We start from the raw sequence: 23,451 nt of genomic DNA, 5'->3' as shown, positions 1-23,451 counted from the left end.
AAACAAGAACAACACCATTGGAGATACATAAAACGGGTGGTATATCGCTCATCGAACGACATACCACCCGTTAGAAAAAACACGGCATAGCGTACGCGTGCGCGCTACGCGCAGTACGTGATCGGCGCAGTCAAATCCACGCCAGAAGCATCACGGCGCATATCCGGCTTCGGCAATTCCACCGGAGAGCCACCCTCAGTCGACGCATGCAACGGGTACATACCCACCCAAGCAAACACCAACGTATTCTGCCCCTTCAAGAAGCGCTGCGAACGCACACCACCAGTGGCACGCCCCTTGGTCGGGTACATTTCCAACGGAGTCACCTTAGCAGCACCATTCTCTGTGCCGGGTAGCGCCTCAGCATCGCCAGCAACAGTGAGCACTACCGCGCCGGATGCAGAGAACAAGCCATTATCGCCTTCCTCATACGTCCAAGCAATCTTGCCAGCCGGAATCACGTTAAACGCAACCACCGTGCAATCTTGTGCCAAACGAATACCAGCCATACCACCAGCAGTACGGCCTTGCGGGCGCACAGCCGACGCTTCAAACGTCAGCAGTGACGAATCTGAAGAAACGAACACGATACGGTCCTCGTCAGCAGCATTAGCTGCGAACACCACACGATCATCATCCTTCAAATCAATCACTGACCACGAATCCATCGTCGTTGGCGCTTCGCGATTCCAGCGCTTTACTACGCCAGCACGCGTACCAATCGCCAATGGCGGCAGTGCGGAGCCCGCCTTATCGTCGTCGGCATCACTGTCAGTTGGTGCTTCCATGGGGATAGCTGTCACCACATGTTCGCCGGGCACTGGATCAGTGCTTTCTGTCATCGACAGCAGCTCATCAGCGCGCACGCCACCTGACACACTCAACACGTCCGACGCGGGCAATGCTGGAAGGTCCGCCACATGAGCCAACACCAAACGTCCGGCTGACGTGATCAACGCATACGTGGCACGCGTTGACGTGCGGAAAATCGCAGTAATCTGATCGTCTGCCGCTCGTGGCCCCGACGCAGTACGCGCCTGCCACACATCCAATGCGGACGTAGTAGTACGCGCGATAAGACCAGAAGCGCTGATCATAACTGCGCACGGCTCATCGTCGATCTGTAATGCGGCGGCAGCAGCCTCCTGCTCACCAGCCTTACGCGCAGCCGCTGCAGCCGCCACATCAGCTGCAGCATTCGACACCGTATTCGCGGCGTTCACCGCTGCTAGTGCGGAAGCAGAAACACCATCGGCTCCATGCGCCACAACCGGCGTCAACTCACCATCTGGGCCAGAATCCAACAGTACGGTGCGCCGCGGCGAACCCCACTGGGCGACAGCCTCATCCATTTCACGCACCACCACTGTATCGAGTTCGGTACTTGAAGCAAGAATCCGATCCAGTTCTTCAATGCGGCGCTTCAAATCATCACGTTCTGCTTCAAGCTCGATACGGCTCATGCGAGTAAGCCTGCGCAAACGCAAATCCAGAATGTACTGCGCTTGAATATCATCAAGGTCAAAAACAGCCATCAAACGAGTTTTCGCCGCGTCAGCATCATCGGAGGAACGGATCACCTGGATGACCTCGTCGATATCCACCATCGCGAGCAGCAAGCCTTCAACCAAGTGCAGTCGTTCCAACGCCTTCTTGCGGCGGAATTCACTGCGACGGCGCACCACAGTACGACGATGCTTGATCCACACTTCAAGCATCTCTTTCAGACCCATCGTATGCGGGCGGCCATCAACCAGCGCCACGTTGTTGATCGTGAAATTATCCTCAAGCGGCGTGTGACGGAACAGCTGTGCCAACACTGCATTCGGGTCAAAACCAGTTTTGATCTCAATAACCAAACGCGTGCCGTTGTGACGGTCAGTCAGATCGATAGCACCAGAAATACCTTCGAGCTTACGGTTCTTCACGCCTTCAGAGATGCGCTCCAGCACGCGTTCAGGGCCAACCATAAACGGCAACTCTGTTACGACGATCGCCTTTTTACGCGCGGTTACGTTCTCAATATGCGTAGCGGAACGCGTGGTCACTGTGCCACGGCCGTTCGCATACGCGTCACGAATACCATCGAGGCCAATGATGATACCGCCGCCCGGCCAGTCCGGCCCCGGCAAGTAACGCATCAGCTCTTCGAGTGACGCGTCAGGATGCGCCATCAGATGCTTTGCTGCGGCCACTGTCTCGCCCAGATTGTGCGTGGCCATATTCGTAGCCATGCCTACTGCAATACCTGAACCACCGTTGACCAGCAGGTTTGGAATCGCAGCCGGCAGTACAGTCGGCTCCTTGAGCTTATTGTCATAATTCGGCGTGAAATCAACAGTATCCTCGTCAATATCAGCGTTCATGCCCAGTGCCGCTGGAGCGAGACGAGCCTCAGTGTAACGGGATGCTGCCGGACCATCATCGAGCGAGCCAAAATTACCGTGACCATCCACTAATGGCAAACGCATGGCGAACGGTTGCGCCAGACGCACCATCGCCTCATAGATCGCTGAATCACCATGCGGGTGCAGTTTACCCATAACCTCGCCGACCACACGCGCTGACTTCATGTACGCGCGGTCCGGCGTCAGGTTCATTTCACCCATCTGGTATACGATGCGCCGCTGTACTGGCTTCAAACCATCACGCGCATCAGGCAATGCGCGCGCATAAATCACCGAATACGCATATTCGAGGAATGATTTGCTCATTTCCTCGTTCAACGGCGTTTCAACGATATGCTCCTTGACCGTGCGCGGGTCAAAAGCCGGTTGAGCCGGTTTGCGATGTGCCATGAACGACGCTCCTCGATACAACAGTCGATGCGATGAGATTCCAACCGCACCATACTATCGAATATGCCGGCCAAGCCAATGCCTAGTGAACGCGGAGCGTTTTCGTTGCACGGTGATTGAATGGTGAGTATGAACGATGATATTGCGGATATGAACGAGTTGCTACGCATTGTAGACACAGTGCAGTATTCGGATGATGCTCCCAAGAGTGGGCGCGGGGGAGTATTGCATCTATCGGCTGTACTGCCTGCAATATCAGCAGCAATCGGGCATCCAACGTCTACCGCAATTCATCATGATCCACAGGCAGCACAACGCGCATTAGGCTTGCCTGAAGCAAGTCATGCCATCGTCGTACTCGTAGACGGGCTCGGTTATTGGAACCTGAGAATCCGCCTCGGGCACAGTCCCTACTTGCGCTCGCTAATGCGCGAAAGCATCAACCAACGGCCCATTTCTACTTGCGCGCCGAGCACTACGGTTGCCGCAATGGCATCTTTTGGTACTGGAACTTGCCCAGGGTTAACCGGCATGGCGGGATATACGCAGCGCAACAATAGTACCGGCGAACTCGCGCAGCTTATTCAATTCAAAAACGCGCCAGAACCAACAGATTTACAGCGTCAACCTACGGTGTTTGAACAATTGCGCGCGCAGGATGTACGCGTTACCAGTTGCGGATTGCCAAAGTTTGCTGACTCACCGCTTACGCGAGCTGCATTGCGTGGAGCTGATTACGTAGGTGGGTTAAAGCCTAGTGACCGTATTCGCGCAGCATGTGAATCCGCGCGTACACCAGGCTTAACGTACTTGTATATTCGCGATGCTGACAAAGTTGGCCATGCTTCCGGATGGGAGTCGGAAAGCTGGGTTGCAGTGTTTGAACGTATCGATGATCAGTTGGCTCAACTGCGCAGGCTTGCGCCGAAAGGCACGCTGATTGTTATTACTGCTGATCACGGCATGGTGAGTGCTGACCCGCAGCAGCGTATTGATATTGCGGGGGAGCCAACATTGTGCGCCGGTGTGGCGATGGTTGGCGGAGAGCCGCGCTCGCTGATGTTGTATGCCGAAGATGGTGTTGATCCGCAGGATATTGCGCATCGGTGGCGCGAACGGCTCGGCGATTTGGCGTTGGTGCGTACGAAGCGTCAAGCGTTTGAACAGGGATTGTTTGGTCCAGTTGACCCGCGAATAGAGCCGATGATTGGCGATGTGATGGTGTCGGCTGCCGAGCATGTGACGCTGGTCGATTCGCGCATTCAAACCGATAAGGCAACACGCTTGCCTAGCGTTCATGGTTCGCAAACTGCTCTGGAAATGGATATTCCATGCCTGATTGATATGGCGTGATCGATAACGAGATAACTCGATAACGTGGCAAATTGAAGCGACAGAGTCGAAAACACTTTCGGTATTCGACTCTGTCGCCAGTTCTATTCTTGCTACTTGCTACGCCTTAGCGAAGCGCGCGGTGTACACCGGCTGCAGTTGTACGGACTGAAGACCGGCAACCATACTGTCGGCATTTTCCATGCGCGCAGCCATGGAAGATTCGACGTTCACATTGGCTCCCTCGCGAATAGGCGTGATGGTGAGCACCAGCTGATTGCGGTTATCTGCTATCAGCTGCGCGTATTCTTTGAGACCGATCTCCCACACATCACCGTTGCAGAAGTTATCATCAAGCAGCACGCTACCGCACCACAGCCAGCCAACGTCACCCGAATAGCTGATGCGCAGCAGAGCGTCCGTCACACCATCGCCTTCCAACCAATCGGACGGCAGCTCGATCGCATAACGGGTATCAGTCACACGGCGCACAGTGGGCTGCACGCGATCGCTCACGTCAACGCCCAAGCGAACAGGCTTATCATCCACGCTCACGCCTGCAAGATAGTTAGCCGGATAGGTTGATACCGCAACACTCGGCTGTGTCGACTCGACTACCACGCGATCTCCAAGCTGGTAGACCGCCGCACCACCGTTAACAATGGAGGGGCGATCAGCATCCTGCTCCACTGCGTCGCCAGCGAACACCAGTGCTTCGCCGTCGAGCACTGTCATCGAATCAGCGTCCGCACGGCTCACGCACAGAATCGACGCGGCATGGCCCTCATCGTCAGCAACGTCGAACAGCGCACGATCCTCAGTGATATGCCGCACAGTACCATTAGCAAAACGGAACCAGCAGTCATCCATGCCCTCGGGCTTCAAGAACACGAACGTGCGCGTTGCAGCACCCGGCGTGCGAATCACCGTAACCGGCTGAGCTGTGGCTGCCTCGAGCGTGACGCCGTCCAAATCCATATTGAATGGCAGCATGCAGTTCTCGTCGGGCGCAAGACCGATCCCATCGAAGACGACCGGCGAACCGTCCGCAAGCGTGACCGTAATCGTCTCGCCGTGCTTGGCTGGCGTCGAGGCGTGATCCTGGAAATTGTCGATGAACACGAAACCGCGCTGCCCATCGGTACGCACACACCAACGCAGCGTGTTCACATCCGTCGGATCGATCTCGCTTTGGCCTTGCGGCACGACTACGCCCAGCGGGCACAGGCGCTCGCCAAACGCCAAACCAAAATAGTGCAAGGCCTTCAAGCGGCGGTACGATTCGCGCGTTTGACCGAACTCGCCCAATGCTGCTTGGAAATCGTAGGAGATCTTCGGCAGCTGGCCTTCGTTGAGATAGATGCCGTCGCCGATCGGGTTCGAACCGCCCTGATACATGTAGTAGCCGAGGAAATTGCAGCCGGACGCCATTTTGATATTCGCCATCGCGTCAACCGACTTCATTGGCAGGATAAAGCGGTAGTTGTAGGAGCTGAACATGCCGCCACCCATCTCGCAACACGCGTACGGTTTGCTCGCCGGCGCATAGGTTGGCGCGAACGATTCACCTCGCGGGCAATCATCGGAGTGAAAATCTCGGTACAAGTATTCGTCAGTGATTGGGTGCTCGCCCGGTCCCGCGTAAAACAGCCACGGACGGTACGCGTAGCCGCCCCACAATGGCAGCACGTCATCGGGAACAGGGGAACCACCCCAGCCAGTATTCGTATAGAACGGTGCAGAAATGCCCTCTTCTTCGGCGATTCGACGCAGCGCGTGCACATAGTCGAAACCGTCGTGGCCGCCGGGCACCCATTCGTTGGTGATACCGGTGGTCATTTCCCACGGGGAGGAGGAGTGCATGTACTCGTTGTCAAGCTGCGCGGCGATGATCGGCCCGCCATCCTTAAAGTAGAGGCCTTCGATCTGCTTGGCGATATGCGCATACAGGTCGCGCGCCAATTCCAGGAAGCCCGGGTTAACGGAACGCGCCTCGAATGGCTTGCCGTACACCCAGTCGGGTACGCCACCGTTGCGCACCTCGCCGTGGTCGAACGGTCCCAAGCGGATAATGACTTTCAGACCATGCTTGCCGCACAGTTTGATGACACGACGCAGATTACGCCGGCCGGTAAAGTTCCAGACGTTCTCATGCTCCTCGTGATGGTTCCAAAACACGTACGTGGCCACCACGTTAATGCCGCCGGCCACCATTTTCGCCAGCTGCTCATCCCAGCGGGAGGGGTCCATACGCGAATAGTGGAATTCGCCGCACACACCGTAGAACGGTTTGCCATCAAAAGTCATGTAGTAGTTCGTGAAGTCAATGCCGGTGCCGTCAGGCGCGGTGCTCCAACCGTCGCGGACGATGGGGAACGGGGTGATGGCCTTCGCGTCGAAGCCGGTCAGGTCGAGAGTGTGGTTCATGAGTGTTGCTCCTGTGCATCGCTGCACCGTTGTGATGATGATTGATAATTACGGCGGCCGTGTGATCGGCACGGCCGCCGCTCCGGCGATAGACGCCGGGATTCGCCCGATTGACTTCAAGGAGACAGTAGAGAAGTGTCTCGAGCGAAAGTCTGTTGTTGTGGTGTGAGGATGGCTGACGATTTCAGCGGTGCTCACAGAGTTGGTTAGTTGACTTGGTAGCCCTGCTCTTTGGCATATTTGATGAGTGCATCCTGGTAGGAGGAGACTGCGTCCTCAAGTGAGACTTCGCCTTGATACGCCTTGGAGAGATGATCGCCGAAGATCGATTGTGCGTAGGCGCTGAACGGCAGGAACTGGTAGGACTTGGAATCCGTTTGCGCCGCTTCCGAAAGAACCTTGTTGACGTTCTGACCGCCGAAGTACTCGTTGGTCTGATCAGTGAACTTGCTGCTGTTAAGAATCGACTTCAGTGCAGGGAAGTTACCGATATCTACAAGAATCTGCGTACCTTCCGGATCATGCGTGGAGTATTCGATGAATTTCCATGCGGCCGCCTGCTTTTTGGATTGTGTTGGAATGGCGAACACTGAGCCACCATCCTCAGCATTGAGCGGATGATCGGGATCCCACTGCGGAATTGGAGCTACACGCCACTTGCCCTTACCTTCGGCTGCACTGTATTCCAGATTGCCAGGCATCCATGCGCCAACGGCAAGAGAAGCGGTTGATCCGTCGCCGAGGCTGCGGAACCAGTCGTCAGTCCAATTACGGATGTTGGGGTTGACGAGATCTTCGTCGATAAGCTTCTGTTGGAATTCGATATACTTCTGCACCTGTTTATCGCCGGTCAGATCAATGGTCAGATGATCGTCCTTGAGGGTGAACGGGTGGGCGGCCATCTGCCAGATCATCGCGTTGAATTCAGCGTAACTATCGCGATCGCCAGCAGCGTTGGTGATGTAGTGGTCGCCGCCGAGCGCGCGAATCTTTTTCGCATCCTCGTAATACTCGTCCCAAGTCGTCGGCGGTTCGCTGATGCCAGCCTCGTCGAATACCTCCTTGTTGTAGAAGAACGCCATTGGGCCGCCACCAATCGGCATGGCATAAGGCTTGCCACCGAATTGTGACTGGTTCCAAATACCGGGGGCGAAATCGTTACCAAGATCAGCGGCGCCGAACGAACTCAGGTCGGCGATGCTGCCCTCCTGCGCGTACTTGGAGACGTCGGTGCTGAGCAGCATCGTCACGTCAGGGGCGCCTTTGCCGGCTTCAATAGCGTTATTGAGTGCTTTAGCGACTTCGTTGCCGGTGCCGATAGGTGTGTATTTGACGGTGATGTTGGGGTATTTCTTCTCGAAACCGGCAATGACTTCCTTCATGCCGTTGCCCCAACCCCAGATGGTGATCTCACCTGAGGCGTCCTCGTCAGCAGCGGATGTGCCGCCGCTGGATGATCCGCAGGCCGCCAGTGGAATTAGCATCGCCGCCGTGGCGACCATTGCTGTCGCCTTCATCATTCGCTTCATCATTACCTCCTTGTAATTGGGCTAATCCGCCGTTGGATGCCCGATGATGATGTGTGCTTGATATGTGTTTGTCGTTCGCGAAGTACTTTCAGAATATGGTGTTATACAAGCCCAAAATTCATGATTTCTACGCTGTTATATATAAAAAATGCTCACCTGGTAACGATTGCTGGTTGCTCACAGTGCGCCAAGCTGTTGTCTGTTGGCGCACTGTGAACGGATGCTGCTACTCGATGTCACTCGCCGTCAAGATCCAGCAGATGCAGCTCGAAGCGTGCCTTCGGATTGTCTGGGTTGAGCTTCAGGCTCTTCTCGAACAGTTCGCGGGCACCGGCCTTGTCGTTAAAGAACAGACGGCTGTAAGCGAGCGCGCGCACCGTCTCTGCCTTGTGTTCGCTCACCGCGTCGGGTACGAACGATAGGTGCAGTGAGGTGACGATCGGCTTGCGGTCGCGGTCGTCGAGCGCATCCTGTTCCCACTTGACCACGGAGGCGCTCAGATGCTTGCGCGAGAGCACATTGTCACCGAGCAGACGTTCGGCGAGCGCCGCATAATAGTCGGTTTCCGGGCCCATGTAAGGGCTGTAGTTGCTGTGGATGAACGGCAGGATGCGTTTTGCTGCCTCGCGCGCCTCGTCCTCGCGGCCGAGACGGTGCAGCGCTTCCGCCTCGAACCAGCGCGCGTAGTAGAGCTGTTGGGTGTCCCACCAGCCTGCGCGGAAGTTCGCCGGGATGATCTGCGCGTTCTTGTAGCATTCGAGCGCCTCTTCGACCTTGCCTTCGCGTTCGAGCAGCCGCCCCTTGCAGCATAGGGCGAACGTGTACGATTCGGTCAGGTACGTCTCCTGGCATTCGGCGGCCACGAATTCATGATTGTGCAGCACGTCGAGCGCCTTGTCGAAGTCGAACACGTTGCTGTACGCGTCGGCTAGATCCCAGGTGAGCGTGTCGGAGGGGTGTTCGGGCAGGTTGGCGAGCAGCCAGTCAAGCCGTTCATGCCCGTCGACGCCGAGGCGTGCGGCCACGTAGTTGGTCTCGCGCACGAGCGTATCGTCCTTCGGCTTGGCCTTGCAGGCACGCTTCATGAGCTCCAGCGCCTCCTCGCGGCGATCGAGCTTGCTGTAGTAGGCGATCGCGAGGTTGCGCCAGCCGATGTAGAAATCAGGCTTGAGTTCGGTGACGCGCTTCCACTGTTCGGCAGCGGCTGTGTACTGCAGCTTGTCGTACAGCAGGCATCCGTACAGGTAGGCGGCGGTATAGTCGCTCGGGTCGGCATCGACAGCCGCGCGCAGCACTGGCAGCTCTTCGAGACGGTAGGGGAATACGTCCACGATCGGACTGTCGGACACGGCCTTGCGGTTTGCGGCGGCCGCCTCGCCCTTGCCCAGCAGGTCATAGACGTAGGCGAGCACGTAGTGGGTCATTGTGGTGGCCTGTCCGGCGAGCTTGGCGCCTTCGAGCAGGGCCACGGCTTCACTCTTCAACCCGGCGAGCAGTAGATCGAACGTGACGTCGAGGATGGTTTGTGCGGGGTTGCTCAGCAGAATCGAATAGAAGTCGCCCAGGTCGCCGCCTGAATAGTGCAGGTAGGCGAATCGTGCCAGATGGTCGAGTCGATCGCGTGCGATGATGTCTTCGAGCGCGGCGAGACCGGCTTCGCGGTTGCCAAGTTTGATGTCGGCGATGGCCTTGTAGGTGCCGCAGATGGCGTGGTCGGCCTCCTTCTTGAGCGCCTGCTCGGCGTGCTCCTTCATTTTTGCCCAGTCTCCGCGCTGACCATCGATGCCGGCGATGTAAGTCATAGCGGGGGAGATCACGTTATTGCTCCACGCTGCCTTGAAGAATGTCTCGTAGGCTTCGTCGACCATGCCCTTACCGTATTCGCACAAGGCCTTGAGATAGCTGTACGTGCCGTCGTACGGATTATGATTGTAACGGTTGAGCACCTTGTCGGCGCGGCGCAGATACGCCAGCGCCTCGTCATACAGGGCGTTGTTGTAACGATCCTCGGCCATGGCGAGCAGGGAAGGCAAATGCTCTGGGTCGCGTTCGAGCGCCACCGTGTAGTAGTCGCGGCCCCTGAACGCCGGATCGCGGTACTGGTCGATGTGCGCGCCGGCCATGTAGATTTCCTGCGCGCTGCCGAGCTCGTGTGGCGTGGGGATGCCAGTGTTGTCTTCAGGAATGCGCAGCACGTCGGGCTTGTCCTCCGTGTAATCCATGAGCACGGTGCCATCAGCAGCGGTCAAGCGCAGTGTGTACTTGTCGGCAGGCAGCGCCACGTCGAACTCTCGATAATCGCCCGGGTTGAGCGTGACGGTCTCACGCAGTACAACATCATCGCCATCGAGCACTTCGAGTAGCGCGTTCTTGACGCTCTTGGTAACAGCCACGCGCACCTCGCCGTTAGTCTTGTCGAGGTTGATTACGCCGTGGAGGTTCGCGAAGGTCGGTGCCTTAGTGCCGTGAATCGGGTACCAGTACTGCGACCAAGTTTTTACCTCATACGGTGCAATGTAGGTAAAGTCCGGCTGGTCATCCGAGTAAGCGCCGGCCATGAGCTCGGCATGCTCGCCGTCGTTGTCGGTTAGGTTCGCGTTCCACGCGTCGCCCAGATCCTCCAGCGCCCACATGAACTGCTTCTTGCCGGGCACCATATGATGGTCGGCCACATGTACGGTGCCGCAATCGCGGTCATGGTCGTAGCCGCCGAAGAAGTCGTATTTCGAGGGAGCTGCGAAATACGAGTTGCCCTTGATCGTGTTCTTGTGGATGCTGATGTCGGTTTCTTCCTCATGGTTCTCGACCGCATACCAGCCCTTGGTGATTGGGAAAGTGGCGTGATGGCGGTCGTAGTGGTGGTGCACGTAGCCGACGTCCTGCGGGAAGAACAGCTGATAGTTGGCATTGACGTGAATGCCCGCGTTCTCATACCACAGGAACGGCTTCTTGATTGGTGTACGGTTGTCGATCTTCACCACGGTCTCGTAATACGACACGTCCGGGCGCAGCTTGACGCCCCACGTGCCCTTGAGACGGTACTGGCCCGGCGAGGGGGCTGCCTCGGAACACCAGACGATTACGGTACCGTCGTCGAGCTTCTCGATGCTGTAGTCGACGGGCATCCACGTGCCCGGGCGGTGATGGAACGGGAAGTTGAACTCCATGCCGCCGGAAATCCAGTTGCCGTAGGAGCCGACGATCACCGGCTTAATGCGATGATGACGGTAGAGGAAGTTGTAGTCGTTGACCTTGTCGTAGCCTTCGAGAATGCGGCCGCCGAGCTCGGGCAGGATCAGCAGGCGGATGTAGTCGTTCTCCAAGCGAACAACCTTGTACTCATGGTCGGTGAGCTTCTCACGTTCAACACCCAGAGTCACACGGTTCGGATAAGCGTATCCGGTGGAGCCTTGATGCTGGCGGAACTCCGAATACATCGGCATTTCGTCGGGTGTAGGCGGCTCATAGGTAGGGATGATCATCGTGGTGGCCTCGACGGTCACGGGATGGTGTGACATGGCGAACTCCTTCGTTGGCTGTGTTGTTATCGTCGACTGCGCTGTCACCATCAACGGTATGGCCAAAACGAAGGCTTGAATTTATAAAAAATGCTCTTGGATTATTGAAAGATGATCAGAGAATCAGCTGTGCATCGCCGCTCGGTCCACACTACTCGCGCACAGAACGCCGATACTCCAACGGTGTCATACCCTGCGCACGCTTGAACGCCAAACAGAACGCGCTAGGCGACGAAAAACCACATTTGGCACAGATCTGTTTCAGCGACGCCTGAGAGTCAGCGAGCATCCGCTTTGCCGCATCCATGCGCGCATTCACAATGAACGCGTGCGGTGTCACACCGGTAGCGCGGCGAAACTCCTTAATAAAATAGCCCGGGCTCATGCACGCCATATCCGCCAATTCTTCGTTGGTTAGCTCTTGCGCCAGATTCGCCACAATGAACTCTTGTACGTCTTCCATCGCATATCGATGTGATGATTCGTCCGTAGGTATCTCATCTGGAGCGCTTGCGCATTCGGTGAGAATATCGGTTAAATAGCGCGACATTACCGGCTCTGACATACGCTTTCCAGCGCGAAAACCGGCACAAATACGCTGCAGTCGATTGACTGCGAACTGCGAGTTAGCCGTGGAGAACACATTCCCTTTGCGTTCACTAATGAAGTCGTAATACATGCGCGCAGAAATGCCATTGAAATGAATCCACAACACTTCGCTAGCATCCAACGCTTGGTAAGACTGCGGCTTGTAACAGTCAATCAGCACAAAATCGCCGGCGTGCGCGATGATACGCTCCCGGTCAGGCAAATCGATGGCGAACCTGCCTGAGCGAATAAAAAACAGCAGGAAATTATCTAGCGGCCCACGATTGAGCGTATAACCGGGCACATACCGGTACGTGCCCAACCATTCGGGGTACAAGAACACGCGTGCTCCCGAATTGGTTGGACGGTACACATAGTGTTCAGACTGTTCATTGAGCACGTTCTTCTCGGCCGGCTTCATAATGCATTACCACCTTCCGATGAGCGAATCACGTGGGAAAGCCGGGCCGCGCCGCCCGGCATCACGAAATCACAATACCGTGCGTGGGATTATCACTCGCCGAACAAGATCTCATCCCAGCTGGGCACCGCTGAACGACCGGAGCGACGCTTAGCAGGCTTAGCGTTTGCTGCCTGCTGGTTCGTCTGCTGATTCGTCTGAGACGTACCATCAGTTGTTCCGCTTGCAGCAGTCCCAGACGATGCTTGAGCGCTCGATGTTTGAGCGCTGTGCGAAGCTTCAGTAGCCCCAGGAACAGTAATCGTTTCAGTAATACGCTCTCCATCCGCCTGTGCAGCAGGAGGCGTAACGACTGTCTCATTGTTCGATGGAACTGTGAGCACAGGCGAAGCATTGACTGTATTCGCGGAACGTGCAGCATCAGTAGCGGCTGGCATAGCATGAGCTTGCGCAGCTGAAGGAGCAGTATGACCAGCGTTCGCTGAACCAGCAACACCATTCGCATTGTTCGTTAAACCGTTCGCTAAACCGCTTGCCAAGCCGTTTGATAAACCGTTCGCCACGTCTCCAGCGGTTCGAGGCATTCGTGCTTCCGGGCGAGCTGCCGGCAGTGTCGGCTGCGGTGTATTCCACGCGGATACAGCGCGTTCAATACGCGCCGAACGCACCGAATCACCAGGCAAAGCCACGGGCATGGAGAATTCGTCGCCGCCTTCCATGCCAGGAGCAGACGAGTTTTGCGCGCCCATCAACTTGCGAGCCGTGGGGTTCAAAGGGCTAACCGCATTGTCGTGCATATTCCACGACCATTCGGCTTTCACCTGCCGGCCAGCAGATGTAAACAATGCGCTAATCCGCCACGGTTCAAGACCTCGGCGCGTCGCCCGCCATGTCACCGACTCCATGCCGATGCCAGCAGTAGCCAACGTGCGTTCAATCAGCTCCGCAATCGTACGCACTCGCGTTTCTTTCGGCGCAGGCACGGTAAAGAACTGTTCAATCGCATACTGTTTCTCAACTTCCACAGCTGCGGAGAAACGCCGAACTAATGCTTCACTCAGTTGGTAGCGTTCTGCCACGCGAGCAGGATCAGCACCAGCACGAATCAGCGCTTGAATCTGCGAAATCGGCAACGTTGCAGTCGTTGTGGGTTGAGCTGAGCGCGTTTGCTCATCGCGTACCTGTTTAGCTTCAAGAAGGGCGCGTTCCAGTGTCTCGTCCACATTGACGGCGAAACGCTCGTCGCCTGCCGCGAACACGAGGCGACCCGCTCCATCAACATGATCGAACCGGGCTTGCGTGACCGGTTTGTCAGGCATGATCACACCACTTTCTCGATAAAAATATAACTTCCTCTATTGTGCCCCACGTGTCGTATTTTACGAGTATTTCGAATCGTGTATCCTATGCCGAGTAAAAGTCATGTATTCTATGGCGCAGAAGTTGCCATGAGGATGAAAGGATTACGATGGCTCAGGATTATGATTCCCCACGAAACAAGGATGAGGACGAGGAATCGCTGCAGGCGCTTGGCAAGGGTTCCCAGGGCTCTTCCGGCGATATCGACGACGATGAGAACGCCATTGCAGAGGATTATGAGCTGCCGGGCGCTGATTTGAGTAATGAGGATGCCTCGGTAACCGTTATCCCTATGCAGAATGACGAGTTCATTTGCTCCGAATGCTTCCTGGTCAAGCACCGCAGCCAGCTCGCTTACGTGAACGATGATGGCCAGCCAGTGTGCGAGGAGTGCGCCGCCTGATGACGTTTGACGAGACGTACAACGAGCCGGAGAATACTGAGATTCTGGTTCAATCATTGAATCCCGATTTTCCTGCTCGTTTGCACTACGCCCACGCAGGTGATGCTGGCGCTGACCTCATTACCACGCAAGAAGTTGAGCTTAAACCGTTCCAACGTGCTCTCGTACCGACTGGTGTAGCAATTGCTTTGCCAGCCGGCTATGTTGGTTTGGTTCATCCGCGCTCAGGCTTGGCTGTCAAGCAGGGAGTGACGGTGCTGAACGCGCCTGGCACGATTGATGCCGGCTACCGTGGTGAGATTAAGGTGCCGCTGATCAACCTTGACCCAGAACATACCGTAGTGTTCCACCCGGGCGATCGTATCGCTCAGTTGGTTATTCAACGCTATGTTGAGGCTCGGTTTGTACCAGCAGAAACCTTGCCTGGTTCCGACCGGTCCACTCGAGGGTTTGGATCTACTGGCGTGGCGTCCTGACGGCGCTGTACTGCAGTCGGGCGCGGCGTGCAGCGTGCGCGCCCGGCATGTAGGATAGGAGCAATTGCGAGAGGGAGGCGGATATGGTCGACGATGAGGCGGAGCACAATGCCGCCCGTATGCTCGGCTGCGAAATCAGCGGGGATCCTCTAAACCCCCTGCGGCCGATCATGCAGGCTTGTCAGTCCCATCATCCCGGTGAGGACATGAGCATTCTCGAACGCGCCTATCGGCGTGCTGTTATTCAGCATTCCACACAGCGCCGCAAATCAGGTGAACCGTACATTATTCACCCACTCGCTGTTGCCCAAATTCTTGCAGATCTTGGCATGGGCCCACTGGTCGTGGCTGCCGGCTTGCTGCACGATACTGTCGAAGATACGGATTACACGCTTGACGAGTGTCGTGCTGAATTCGGCGATACGGTTACCGGACTTGTTGATGGCGTAACCAAGCTCTCCAAGATGGAGTATGGCGATTCTGCGCAAGCTGAGACGATTCGCAAAATGGTTGTGGCCATGAGCCGCGACGTACGCGTTCTTGTGGTCAAGCTTGCTGATCGTGTGCATAACGCGCGCACATGGCGGTATGTCAAAACGCCGAGTGCGCAGAAAAAAGCGCGTGAAACTCTTGACGTGTACGCGCCGTTGGCGAACCGTCTTGGTATGAACGCTATTAAAACTGAGTTGGAAGAGCTCAGTTTTAAGGTGTTGTATCCGAAGATTTATAACGAGATTGTGGTGCTGGTGGCTCGCCGAGCTGGCCAACGCGACGTGTATTTGAAGCAGATTCTTGCGGAGATCAATGAAGATCTTGATGCGCAGCATATTAAAGCGCATGTGACTGGCCGCCCGAAGGATTACTTCTCGATTTATCAGAAGATGATCGTGCGCGGTCATGATTTTGCTAATATTTACGATCTCGTTGGCGTGCGCATTATTGTCGATACGATTCAGGATTGCTATGCGGCGCTCGGCGCAGTGCACGCGCGGTGGAGCCCGGTGCCTGGTCGTTTTAAAGACTATATTGCTATGCCGAAGCTCAACATGTACCAGTCGTTGCACACGACGGTGGTGGGCCCCGGTGGTAAGCCAGTGGAGATTCAGATTCGCACGTGGGATATGCACCGTCGTGCAGAATTCGGTATTGCCGCTCACTGGAAGTACAAGGAGAACGGTCAAGCTGGCCGCGCGCTGAGTGCTCCGGATAAGTCTGATTTGAAGCGCGGTGATGACAATCAGGAACTGAGCGAAGCCGATAATCTCAAGTGGATTCAACAGCTTGCCGACTGGACGAGCGAAACACCTGATTCCAACGAGTTCTTGGGCTCGCTGAAAGAGGATCTTGGCGCCGCTGAAGTGTACGTATTTACGCCGAAGGGCAAAATCGTTTCACTGCCAGCAAACGCGACACCGGTTGACTTTGCGTACGCAGTGCACACAGAAGTTGGCCACCGTACGATGGGTGCGCGTGTTAACGGTCGCTTGGTGCCGCTTGATACGCGACTGGAGAACGGCGATACTGTTGAAGTCTTGACATCAAAGTCGGATAACGCAGGCCCATCTCGCGACTGGTTGAGCTTTGTGAAAAGCCCGAAAGCGCGCAATAAGATTCGCCAATGGTTCTCTAAGGAACGCCGCACCGAGGCTATTGAAGAGGGGCGCGACGAGCTGACGCGCGCTATGCGCAAGCGTAATCTGCCGATTGCCACGCTGCTTACTGTTGAAGCATTGGTTGGCGTGGCTGACGAGCTGAACTTCCCCAACGCGGATGCGGTGTTTGCTGCTATCGGCGACGGTCAGATTTCCACACAGAATGTCATCGCACATCTGGTTAAGGATGCTGGGTCCGATGAGGTTGATGAGGAAGTCGAGCAGGAAGCGCTGCCACTTCGCGCAGTCGAAAATGTCAAGAAAAAGACTAGCTCGATTGGCGTGTCGGTTAAGGGCGTTGGTGACGTGTGGGTCAAGCTTGCACGCTGCTGCATGCCAGTGCCTGGCGATCGCATTATTGGCTTTATTACGCGCAATCAAGGCGTATCAGTGCACCGTACTGACTGCCAGAACATGCTCGATTTGCAAAAGCGTCAGCCTGAACGTGTGGTGGATGTGGCGTGGACGAGCACCAAGGGCTTGTTCATGGTCAAGATCCAGGTGGAAGCACTCGACCGTCAGCATTTGCTGAGCGATGTGACGCGCGTGCTTGCCGATCATGGCGTGAACATTCTCTCTGGTTCGCAAACCACTGGCTCTGACCGTGTGGCGATTAGCCAGTTCAGTTTTGAAATGGCCGATCCGCAGCATTTGAACCGACTTTTGGCTGCTGTACGCAAGATCGACGGTGTATTCGATGTTTACCGTGTCACTGGTGCCAAAGACTCGCAGGAGCCACGTTTGCGCAAAATGCAGCAATAGTGTAGTGGCGTATCGGTTGTGCGATAGAGCACTGATGGCATTGGCGGGCTGCGAACGTTTTCTACGTTCGCAGCCCGTATTGGTTCTCATAGGCAACGATCGTCTGGAGTATCTGGAAGACTGTACCGTTATGACCACTATTGTTATGCACACCTCTGAAGGTGACATTAAGATCAACCTGTTCGACGATGAAACGCCGATCACCGTGAAGAACTTCCTTGGCTTGGCCACCGGCGAAAAGGAGTGGACGGATCCGTTCACTGGTCAGCCTTCTCATGAGCGTTTCTACGACGGCTTGACTTTCCACCGCATTATCAAGGACTTCATGATCCAGGGCGGCTGCCCGCTCGGCAACGGCACCGGCGGCCCCGGCTACGATTTCGACGATGAGATCGTAGCTGATTTGAAGTTCGATCGCCCCTACCTGCTGGCAATGGCGAACGCTGGTCTGCGCCGCGGTCGCGACGGCAAGATCCACGGCACCAACGGCTCTCAGTTCTTCATCACCACCGTGCCCACCCCGTGGCTTGACGGCCACCATACGATCTTCGGTGAGGTTGCTGACGACGAGTCCAAGGCGGTAGTGGACAAGCTTGACTCTGTTGCCACTGATCGTTCTGACGCTCCGCTGGAGCCGGTTGGCATCACTTCTATCGAAGTGCTCTAAGTTGCTTACGCACTGCTAACTACACGAAGAGTGGCCTGCTCACACATGTGAACAGGCCACTCTTCATATGTACCGTTTAACGGTTACGCGTGTTTACTGTACGTTGCTTTGCGAAGTTGCTGGTGCTGCAGTTTGCGCTGCTGCAAAGAGACGACGCTTGCGTATCCACGATGGTGCAATCATACGACCATGATGTTGTAAATGGATCAGCAATACTACCGCAAGCGAGCCAAGCACAATCACGGGAACAATGCTTGCTTCTAGGCCAAAGGTGCCGCCAGTAAGCCATTCGGGACCATTCCATTGCGCTATCAGCCATGAGCGTTGTGCACCATTACCGGAGACAATTGAACCGAAAATCGGCCCTTCAGCAATATTCCACATGAAGTGGAATCCCATGCACCACCACAGTGATCGAGTAGCTAAATAAATCGCACCAAACAGTAAACCAGCTTCGATCGCAATAGCGATACCGCCCCACAAGGTGCCGTCTTTATTGCCGAGATGCACGAGTCCGAACACGAGAGCAGACAGTGCCACTGCGCCCCACGAGCCCAGCCACTCCTCGAGCAAACGCAGCAAGATGCCGCGCATCATAATCTCCTCGGCAATGCCGGCTGTGAATCCCAACGTCAGCAGATCTGCCCAAGGCTGGTATCCAGGGTCGAAGCCGACGATTCGGTAGCCGCCGAACACTGCGATCACACCGATGCATATGGCAATGCATACGAAGGCAGATGCCATGCCAGCCAATGCGCCGCCAGCACGTTTGGGAGCTAGCTCCAACGGTGGTCTGCGCCCTTCCATAACGAGCACGACCACTAGATAAGCGATCACAGCCGAAAAAAGTTCAGTAAGCATGGAAAGCACCGCTAATGGCGATGACAGAGCGAATGCAGAGGAGTTGAGTGAAAACTCCATGCTTGTGCTGCCACTGCTCGAGGAGATGTAGAACGCGTTCGGTGCTATCGCCACTGCAATGATTGAGAAAACGATGATAAGAAGAATCATCGAACCGATCATGATTCCCACAAATGTTAAGCCACGCAGTAGTGGATTGAAACGCGAACGTTCTTGCGGGTGATACCAGCGATATGGGTGATCGTTGGTGAGTAAATCGTATGCTCGCGCAGATGCTACATCATGGTCGAGCAGTGCACTATGCACACGTTGTGGCAGCGTTGTTGATGAGTGAGTGTCCTGCGTCATTGTGCGCCCCTTTCGCGGAACAACTATCCACCTGCCGCACATCTGCGTTGGTGGCGGTACCATAAGTCAATCATGACTGGAACGCGAATGGTCGTATTCGTCAACGCACGTTGACGCAGGACACATCAAGAATTTTGGTTACAGAATGCCATAATGCTTCAGCGCATTCATAATGCCATCGTGATCAACATCATCAGTAATGTAATCAGCCGCCTCTTTAGCCGGCTGAGTTGCATTGCCCATGGCCACGCCAATGCCAGCAAACGCGAGCATCGTTGCATCGTTGCCGCCGTCACCGAACGCAATCGTCTGCTCACGCGTCCAACCATAGTGGCGCATAAAACGCTTCATGCCTTCAGGCTTGCCACCGTCAGCGGGGATTAAATCAACAAAATCCGGATGCCAGCGCACACCTTGCACGTTATGGCATAGTGCGATCACTTCAGCTTCTTGCTCGAGCGGAATATAGGGGCTGATCTGGAACGTCTCATGGGTCAATGGGCGCGTATGCGGGTCATCAACATACACTTTTGGTGCAGTTTTACCGAGCTGCTGCCATGTGCGTCGCATAGCATCGGTCACCTGATTAAAGTACACGTAATCTTTCTCGCAGAAGTTCGACACTTCATTCGGGTGCTCATCAAGCCAGCCAACAACGGCCATAACATCATCAAGATCCAACGGCTTTTTCTCTAAGAATCCATTGTCATCAAAACAATACTGGCCATTCAAGCCGACAATGCCATCAAAATGCACCGGCATCATATCAAACACAACCTTCATATGCGAGGGAGCGCGGCCAGTGCAAATAAAAATACGAATGCCTTTGGCTTGCAGTTGGTGCAACGCATCCACAGTAGATTGAGGAATTTCATGAGTGACGAAGCTGGTGAGCGTGCCGTCAATGTCGAAGAATGCAGCCTTGATATCGGCGATATCGGCGCTGTGAACGCTGGTAGTGTGCGAATATTCGTTGGGTGCCGTCATACCATACTCCTTGTTGTCGGTTTCCCAGTCGTCAATTGACCAAAACACATACTGTGTCCAGTGTAAAGACGAGTCCTGCCCAAATATGGTGAGACAAACCGGGTGTGTCGCATACGTTGAACGGGTTATCAATTCCGCGCGAACATTGACCTCTTACGCGGGGTATAAGCAACACATATACGGCAATCCGCCATTTTTAGCCAAAATGACCGCAACTCCATCGTATGGTTGGGTATGTCAACAAGCTTGAAAGCCAAACATGAGAAGAGAGGAAGACTCATGGCAAGCACTACTCAGCAGCCGGCAGCTCCGGCAAACCCAACCAATCCGAACGAACCGGTGCGCGTAAACCACACTGTTCGCAATGTCATTATCGCCGTGGTTGTTGTCGCGGTAATTGCCGTGGCAGTATTCTTCGGCCTGCGCCTGAACAAGGGCGCGGAAAGCGACGCGAAGGGTTCTGCAAACAACCCGGTGAAGATCGGCGTCGTCGGTGCGACCGACCCGCAGTGGCCTGAATTCCAGAAGAAGGCCGAAGCCGCTGGCATCCATGTGAAGATCGTTGATTTCCAGGATTACACGTCTGAAAACCCGGCGCTCGACTCCGGTGAGCTCGACCTCAACGAGTTCCAGCACCTGCTGTACCTCGCCAACTACAACGTGCAGAACAACAAGGACTTGCAGCCGATCGGCGGCACCGCTATCTACCCGCTTGGCGTGTACTCCGACAAGGTGAAGAGCATCGACGAGATCAAGGACGGCGACACGGTCGCTATCCCGAACGACGAAACCAACCAGGCGCGTGCTATCGGTGTGCTCAAGGCTGCAGGCCTCGTCACGCTCAAGGGTGACTGGACCGCGTTCACCACGCCTGCTGATATTGACACCGACAAGTCCAAGGTGAAGGTCACGCCGCTGAAGGCCGAGCAGGTTGCTAACTCGCTTAAGGACCCGACGATTGCCGCTGGTGTGATCAACAACGATTACGTTGCTGATGCAGGCCTGAAGGCTACCGACGCCATCTACCAGGATGATGCCGAAAGCGAAGAGGCTCGCCCGTACATCAATGTGTTCGTTGCCCGCAAGGCTGACGTGAACAACGAGACGTACAAGAAGCTCATCAAGATCTTCCAGTCCAAGGATGTGCTTGACAAGCTGCAGGAGAACTCCGGTGGCACTGCAGTGTTTGCTGACAAGTTCAGTGCTTCCGAGCTGCAGGGTTATCTCGCAGACATTGAAAAGGACGCTAAGGCTCAGTGAGCTTTTCAATGAGCTTTCAACGAGCCTGATAGCCGAGCACGCCACCGAATACGCCACTATTCGGTAACACGCATGGCGTAGCCTCAACACAGGTCCACTAGTATGGCTCCTCGCATGGTATTGATATGCGAGGAGCCTCATCCATGTGCACGACGTTCAAGAACACGACATAGGAGAACCGCATGTCCGAGCCAATCATCACGTTCAACCACGTGATTAAGGAATTTCGCCAAAAAGGTGCGAAACAGCCGTTCCGCGCTGTTGATGATGTGAGTTTGACCATCAATCGTGGCGACGTGTTCGGTGTTATCGGATATTCCGGTGCCGGCAAGTCCACGCTGGTTCGTCTCATCAATGCGCTCGAACGCCCCACATCCGGTACGGTTAGCGTGCTCGGCACTGAGGTGAGTGCGCTCAATGAATCAAAGCTGCGCCCAATCCGGCAGAAAATCGGCATGATTTTCCAGCAGTTCAACCTGTTTTCCACCAAGACAGTCGCACAGAACGTTGCATACCCGCTGCAGCTTGACCATTGGCGTAAAGATTATCAAGATCGTCGAGTAGCGGAACTCCTAGAATTCGTGGGTCTTGCTGATCAAGCAAACAAGTATCCATCGCAACTGTCCGGCGGCCAAAAGCAGCGCGTTGGTATTGCTCGCGCGCTCGCTACTAATCCTGAGATTTTGCTCGCCGATGAGGCAACCAGCGCGCTCGACCCGGATACTACGAACGAAGTATTGGCGCTGCTCAAGCGCGTGAATGAAGAGTTCGGCATCACGATTGTAGTCATTACGCACCAAATGAACGTGGTACAGCGTATCGCCAACCGTGTGGCCGTAATGAGCTCCGGACGCATTGTTGAATCCGGCAACGTATATGACGTGTTCGCCGCCCCGCGCGAGCCAGTGACGAAACGATTCATTGCTACCGCAGTGGACGGTGTGCCTGAGCCTGAGCGTGTTCAGCAAATGCATCGTGACTGGCCAGGGCGCATTGTCACGGTGCTGATTCGTCAGAAGGATGTTGCTGCTGGCGAGCATGGCGAAGCAGTGAGCGCTTCCGGACAGAATATTTCCGAACTGATTGCCAAGCATGGTGTGACCAGCGGCCTACTGTACGGCGGTATTGACACGGTCGCAGGAACCGCTATCGGTGCGATTACCTACGAGTTTTCTGGCGATGAGAGCCGACTGCGCCCGTTCTTAGATGATTTGGCACGCGACAGTGATCTTATTGATTTCGGTACAGCAGCGCATCCAGTGGATTATGATACGGCGCTTGCTGCAGCTCACATGAGCGGGGAAGGAGAGACGCGATGAACGCAACGGTAACCACGATTGCAACCGTGGCACATTCGCACACGACGATTCTGGCCGCGCGACCAACTGATTGGACCGTGCTCAAACCATTACTGTTCCAGTCCATTGGTCAAACACTCGAAATGGTACTGGTTACGTTGGTAATCGGTGGTTTCCTCGGTCTCGTGCTTGGCGTGGTTCTGTACGGTACGCGCCCGGGTAACCTGTTTGAGAACGCGATTATTTATCGCATTCTTGACTTCATTGTCAACATCATCCGCCCGATCCCATTCATTATTTTCCTCGCCGCAATGCAACCGGTAACGATCGCTGTTGTTGGCACGTCAATCGGCACTGTGGCAGCAATTTTCCCCATGGTAGTGATGTGCACAGTTGCCACGTCTCGACTGGTTGAGCAAAATCTCGTACCAGTTGATCATGGCATGATCGAAGCTGCACGCGCGATGGGCGCTTCAAAGCTTACGATTATTCGCACGGTACTCATTCCTGAAGCGCTCGCTCCGCTGATTCTTGCATACGCGTTCCTATTTATCGGTGTACTCGATATGTCCGCGATGGCCGGCTATATCGGCGGCGGCGGATTGGGTAACTTCGCGATCGCTTATGGTTATCAGAAGTTTGATCAAACCGTTACGTGGACGGCTGTCATCATCATGATCGTGCTCGTTCAGGTTGTGCAAGGTATCGCGAATGCGATCGCCAAGCGTATTCTGAAACGTCAGCAGTAAGTCACGGCAGCTCACA

17 protein-coding genes are annotated in these 23,451 nt (G+C 55.3%); 9 read left to right on the top strand and 8 right to left on the bottom strand.

Annotated features, from left to right (window positions below; translation table 11 throughout):
* Window positions 1-104 precede the first annotated feature (104 nt).
* Window positions 105-2,798 (bottom strand): DNA gyrase/topoisomerase IV subunit A, encoded by a 2,694-nt coding sequence (locus D2E25_RS02400; protein WP_125979423.1) that lies wholly within the window; start codon window positions 2,796-2,798, stop codon window positions 105-107.
* Between the two features lie 129 nt (window positions 2,799-2,927).
* Here D2E25_RS02400 and D2E25_RS02395 point away from each other — a divergent pair, with 129 nt between their 5' ends.
* Window positions 2,928-4,151, top strand: a complete 1,224-nt coding sequence (locus tag D2E25_RS02395; RefSeq protein ID WP_125979834.1) for an alkaline phosphatase family protein — start codon at window positions 2,928-2,930, stop codon at window positions 4,149-4,151.
* Between the two features lie 99 nt (window positions 4,152-4,250).
* Here the strand turns inward: D2E25_RS02395 and D2E25_RS02390 are convergent, their stop codons facing one another.
* Window positions 4,251-6,557 carry a beta-galactosidase gene (locus D2E25_RS02390; RefSeq protein WP_125979422.1) on the bottom strand — a complete coding sequence of 769 codons (2,307 nt, stop codon included), beginning with the start codon at window positions 6,555-6,557 and terminating at the stop codon, window positions 4,251-4,253.
* On the opposite strand from D2E25_RS02390, the gene D2E25_RS10450 reads away from it, so the two are divergent.
* Window positions 6,556-6,726 carry a hypothetical protein gene (locus D2E25_RS10450; protein ID WP_164514669.1) on the top strand — a complete coding sequence of 57 codons (171 nt, stop codon included), beginning with the start codon at window positions 6,556-6,558 and terminating at the stop codon, window positions 6,724-6,726. The two genes, D2E25_RS02390 and D2E25_RS10450, sit on opposite strands and share 2 nt — an antisense overlap.
* A gap of 37 nt (window positions 6,727-6,763) precedes the next feature.
* Here D2E25_RS10450 and D2E25_RS02385 read toward each other — a convergent pair whose 3' ends face one another.
* From D2E25_RS02385 to sepH, 4 genes are all read right to left on the bottom strand, one after another.
* Window positions 6,764-8,086 (bottom strand): ABC transporter substrate-binding protein, encoded by a 1,323-nt coding sequence (locus D2E25_RS02385; RefSeq protein ID WP_125979832.1) that lies wholly within the window; start codon window positions 8,084-8,086, stop codon window positions 6,764-6,766.
* Between the two features lie 236 nt (window positions 8,087-8,322).
* Window positions 8,323-11,604 carry a tetratricopeptide repeat protein gene (locus D2E25_RS02380; protein WP_164514668.1) on the bottom strand — a complete coding sequence of 1,094 codons (3,282 nt, stop codon included), beginning with the start codon at window positions 11,602-11,604 and terminating at the stop codon, window positions 8,323-8,325.
* A 151-nt stretch (window positions 11,605-11,755) separates the two neighbouring features.
* Window positions 11,756-12,613 carry an AraC family transcriptional regulator gene (locus tag D2E25_RS02375; protein WP_125979420.1) on the bottom strand — a complete coding sequence of 286 codons (858 nt, stop codon included), beginning with the start codon at window positions 12,611-12,613 and terminating at the stop codon, window positions 11,756-11,758.
* Window positions 12,614-12,705: 92 nt separating this feature from the next.
* On the bottom strand, window positions 12,706-13,932 hold the full coding sequence (gene sepH, locus D2E25_RS02370; RefSeq protein WP_125979419.1) for a septation protein SepH: 1,227 nt from the start codon (window positions 13,930-13,932) through the stop codon (window positions 12,706-12,708).
* Between the two features lie 149 nt (window positions 13,933-14,081).
* On the opposite strand from sepH, the gene D2E25_RS02365 reads away from it, so the two are divergent.
* From D2E25_RS02365 to D2E25_RS02350, 4 genes are all read left to right on the top strand, one after another.
* A complete protein-coding gene (locus D2E25_RS02365) occupies window positions 14,082-14,375 on the top strand; it encodes a DUF4193 domain-containing protein (RefSeq protein WP_125979418.1) in 294 nt (97 codons plus the stop codon).
* The gene (gene dut, locus D2E25_RS02360; RefSeq protein ID WP_125979417.1) at window positions 14,375-14,851 is read left to right on the top strand and encodes a dUTP diphosphatase; all 477 of its coding nucleotides are present in this window, start codon (window positions 14,375-14,377) and stop codon (window positions 14,849-14,851) included. Before D2E25_RS02365 ends, dut begins: the two co-directional genes overlap by 1 nt.
* Before the next feature lie 83 nt (window positions 14,852-14,934).
* Window positions 14,935-17,265, top strand: coding sequence for a RelA/SpoT family protein (locus tag D2E25_RS02355; RefSeq protein ID WP_125979416.1), 2,331 nt, complete (start codon window positions 14,935-14,937; stop codon window positions 17,263-17,265).
* Between the two features lie 130 nt (window positions 17,266-17,395).
* Entirely contained in the window at window positions 17,396-17,932 is a 537-nt protein-coding gene (locus D2E25_RS02350; RefSeq protein WP_125979415.1) for a peptidylprolyl isomerase, read from the top strand.
* A 93-nt stretch (window positions 17,933-18,025) separates the two neighbouring features.
* Here the strand turns inward: D2E25_RS02350 and D2E25_RS02345 are convergent, their stop codons facing one another.
* Together D2E25_RS02345 and D2E25_RS02340 are read right to left on the bottom strand one after the other, a co-directional pair.
* On the bottom strand, window positions 18,026-19,141 hold the full coding sequence (locus D2E25_RS02345; protein WP_164514667.1) for a CPBP family intramembrane glutamic endopeptidase: 1,116 nt from the start codon (window positions 19,139-19,141) through the stop codon (window positions 18,026-18,028).
* A 138-nt stretch (window positions 19,142-19,279) separates the two neighbouring features.
* The gene (locus tag D2E25_RS02340; protein ID WP_125979413.1) at window positions 19,280-20,128 is read right to left on the bottom strand and encodes a Cof-type HAD-IIB family hydrolase; all 849 of its coding nucleotides are present in this window, start codon (window positions 20,126-20,128) and stop codon (window positions 19,280-19,282) included.
* A gap of 279 nt (window positions 20,129-20,407) precedes the next feature.
* Here D2E25_RS02340 and D2E25_RS02335 point away from each other — a divergent pair, with 279 nt between their 5' ends.
* The 3 genes from D2E25_RS02335 (at window position 20,408) to D2E25_RS02325 (ending at window position 23,435) form a co-directional block, all read left to right on the top strand.
* Window positions 20,408-21,388, top strand: a complete 981-nt coding sequence (locus D2E25_RS02335; RefSeq protein WP_125979412.1) for a MetQ/NlpA family ABC transporter substrate-binding protein — start codon at window positions 20,408-20,410, stop codon at window positions 21,386-21,388.
* A gap of 182 nt (window positions 21,389-21,570) precedes the next feature.
* Window positions 21,571-22,707: a methionine ABC transporter ATP-binding protein gene (locus tag D2E25_RS02330; RefSeq protein WP_125979411.1), complete on the top strand. Its 1,137-nt coding sequence runs from the start codon at window positions 21,571-21,573 to the stop codon at window positions 22,705-22,707.
* Window positions 22,704-23,435, top strand: coding sequence for a methionine ABC transporter permease (locus tag D2E25_RS02325; protein ID WP_420897309.1), 732 nt, complete (start codon window positions 22,704-22,706; stop codon window positions 23,433-23,435). The genes D2E25_RS02330 and D2E25_RS02325 overlap by 4 nt, the downstream gene beginning before the upstream one ends.
* Window positions 23,436-23,451: the final 16 nt, after the last annotated feature.

This window comes from Bifidobacterium goeldii (assembly GCF_003951095.1).
GTDB classification, from domain to species: Bacteria; Actinomycetota; Actinomycetes; order Actinomycetales; family Bifidobacteriaceae; genus Bifidobacterium; species Bifidobacterium goeldii.
The sequence above is the reverse complement of the archived record's forward strand: the minus strand, read 5'-3'. Positions and strand labels throughout refer to the sequence as shown.

Excerpts from the sequence above, each read along its gene's own strand:
- D2E25_RS02400 (WP_125979423.1), bottom strand. The coding sequence starts at position 2,798 with ATGGCACATCGCAAACCGGCTCAACCGGCTTTTGACCCGCGCACGGTC.
- D2E25_RS02395 (WP_125979834.1), top strand. The coding sequence starts at position 2,928 with ATGAACGATGATATTGCGGATATGAACGAGTTGCTACGCATTGTAGAC.
- D2E25_RS10450 (WP_164514669.1), top strand. The coding sequence starts at position 6,556 with ATGAGTGTTGCTCCTGTGCATCGCTGCACCGTTGTGATGATGATTGAT.
- D2E25_RS02390 (WP_125979422.1), bottom strand. The coding sequence starts at position 6,557 with ATGAACCACACTCTCGACCTGACCGGCTTCGACGCGAAGGCCATCACC.
- D2E25_RS02385 (WP_125979832.1), bottom strand. The coding sequence starts at position 8,086 with ATGAAGCGAATGATGAAGGCGACAGCAATGGTCGCCACGGCGGCGATG.
- D2E25_RS02380 (WP_164514668.1), bottom strand. The coding sequence starts at position 11,604 with ATGTCACACCATCCCGTGACCGTCGAGGCCACCACGATGATCATCCCT.
- D2E25_RS02375 (WP_125979420.1), bottom strand. The coding sequence starts at position 12,613 with ATGAAGCCGGCCGAGAAGAACGTGCTCAATGAACAGTCTGAACACTAT.
- sepH (WP_125979419.1), bottom strand. The coding sequence starts at position 13,932 with ATGCCTGACAAACCGGTCACGCAAGCCCGGTTCGATCATGTTGATGGA.
- D2E25_RS02365 (WP_125979418.1), top strand. The coding sequence starts at position 14,082 with ATGGCTCAGGATTATGATTCCCCACGAAACAAGGATGAGGACGAGGAA.
- dut (WP_125979417.1), top strand. The coding sequence starts at position 14,375 with ATGACGTTTGACGAGACGTACAACGAGCCGGAGAATACTGAGATTCTG.
- D2E25_RS02355 (WP_125979416.1), top strand. The coding sequence starts at position 14,935 with ATGGTCGACGATGAGGCGGAGCACAATGCCGCCCGTATGCTCGGCTGC.
- D2E25_RS02350 (WP_125979415.1), top strand. The coding sequence starts at position 17,396 with ATGACCACTATTGTTATGCACACCTCTGAAGGTGACATTAAGATCAAC.
- D2E25_RS02345 (WP_164514667.1), bottom strand. The coding sequence starts at position 19,141 with ATGACGCAGGACACTCACTCATCAACAACGCTGCCACAACGTGTGCAT.
- D2E25_RS02340 (WP_125979413.1), bottom strand. The coding sequence starts at position 20,128 with ATGACGGCACCCAACGAATATTCGCACACTACCAGCGTTCACAGCGCC.
- D2E25_RS02335 (WP_125979412.1), top strand. The coding sequence starts at position 20,408 with ATGGCAAGCACTACTCAGCAGCCGGCAGCTCCGGCAAACCCAACCAAT.
- D2E25_RS02330 (WP_125979411.1), top strand. The coding sequence starts at position 21,571 with ATGTCCGAGCCAATCATCACGTTCAACCACGTGATTAAGGAATTTCGC.
- D2E25_RS02325 (WP_420897309.1), top strand. The coding sequence starts at position 22,704 with ATGAACGCAACGGTAACCACGATTGCAACCGTGGCACATTCGCACACG.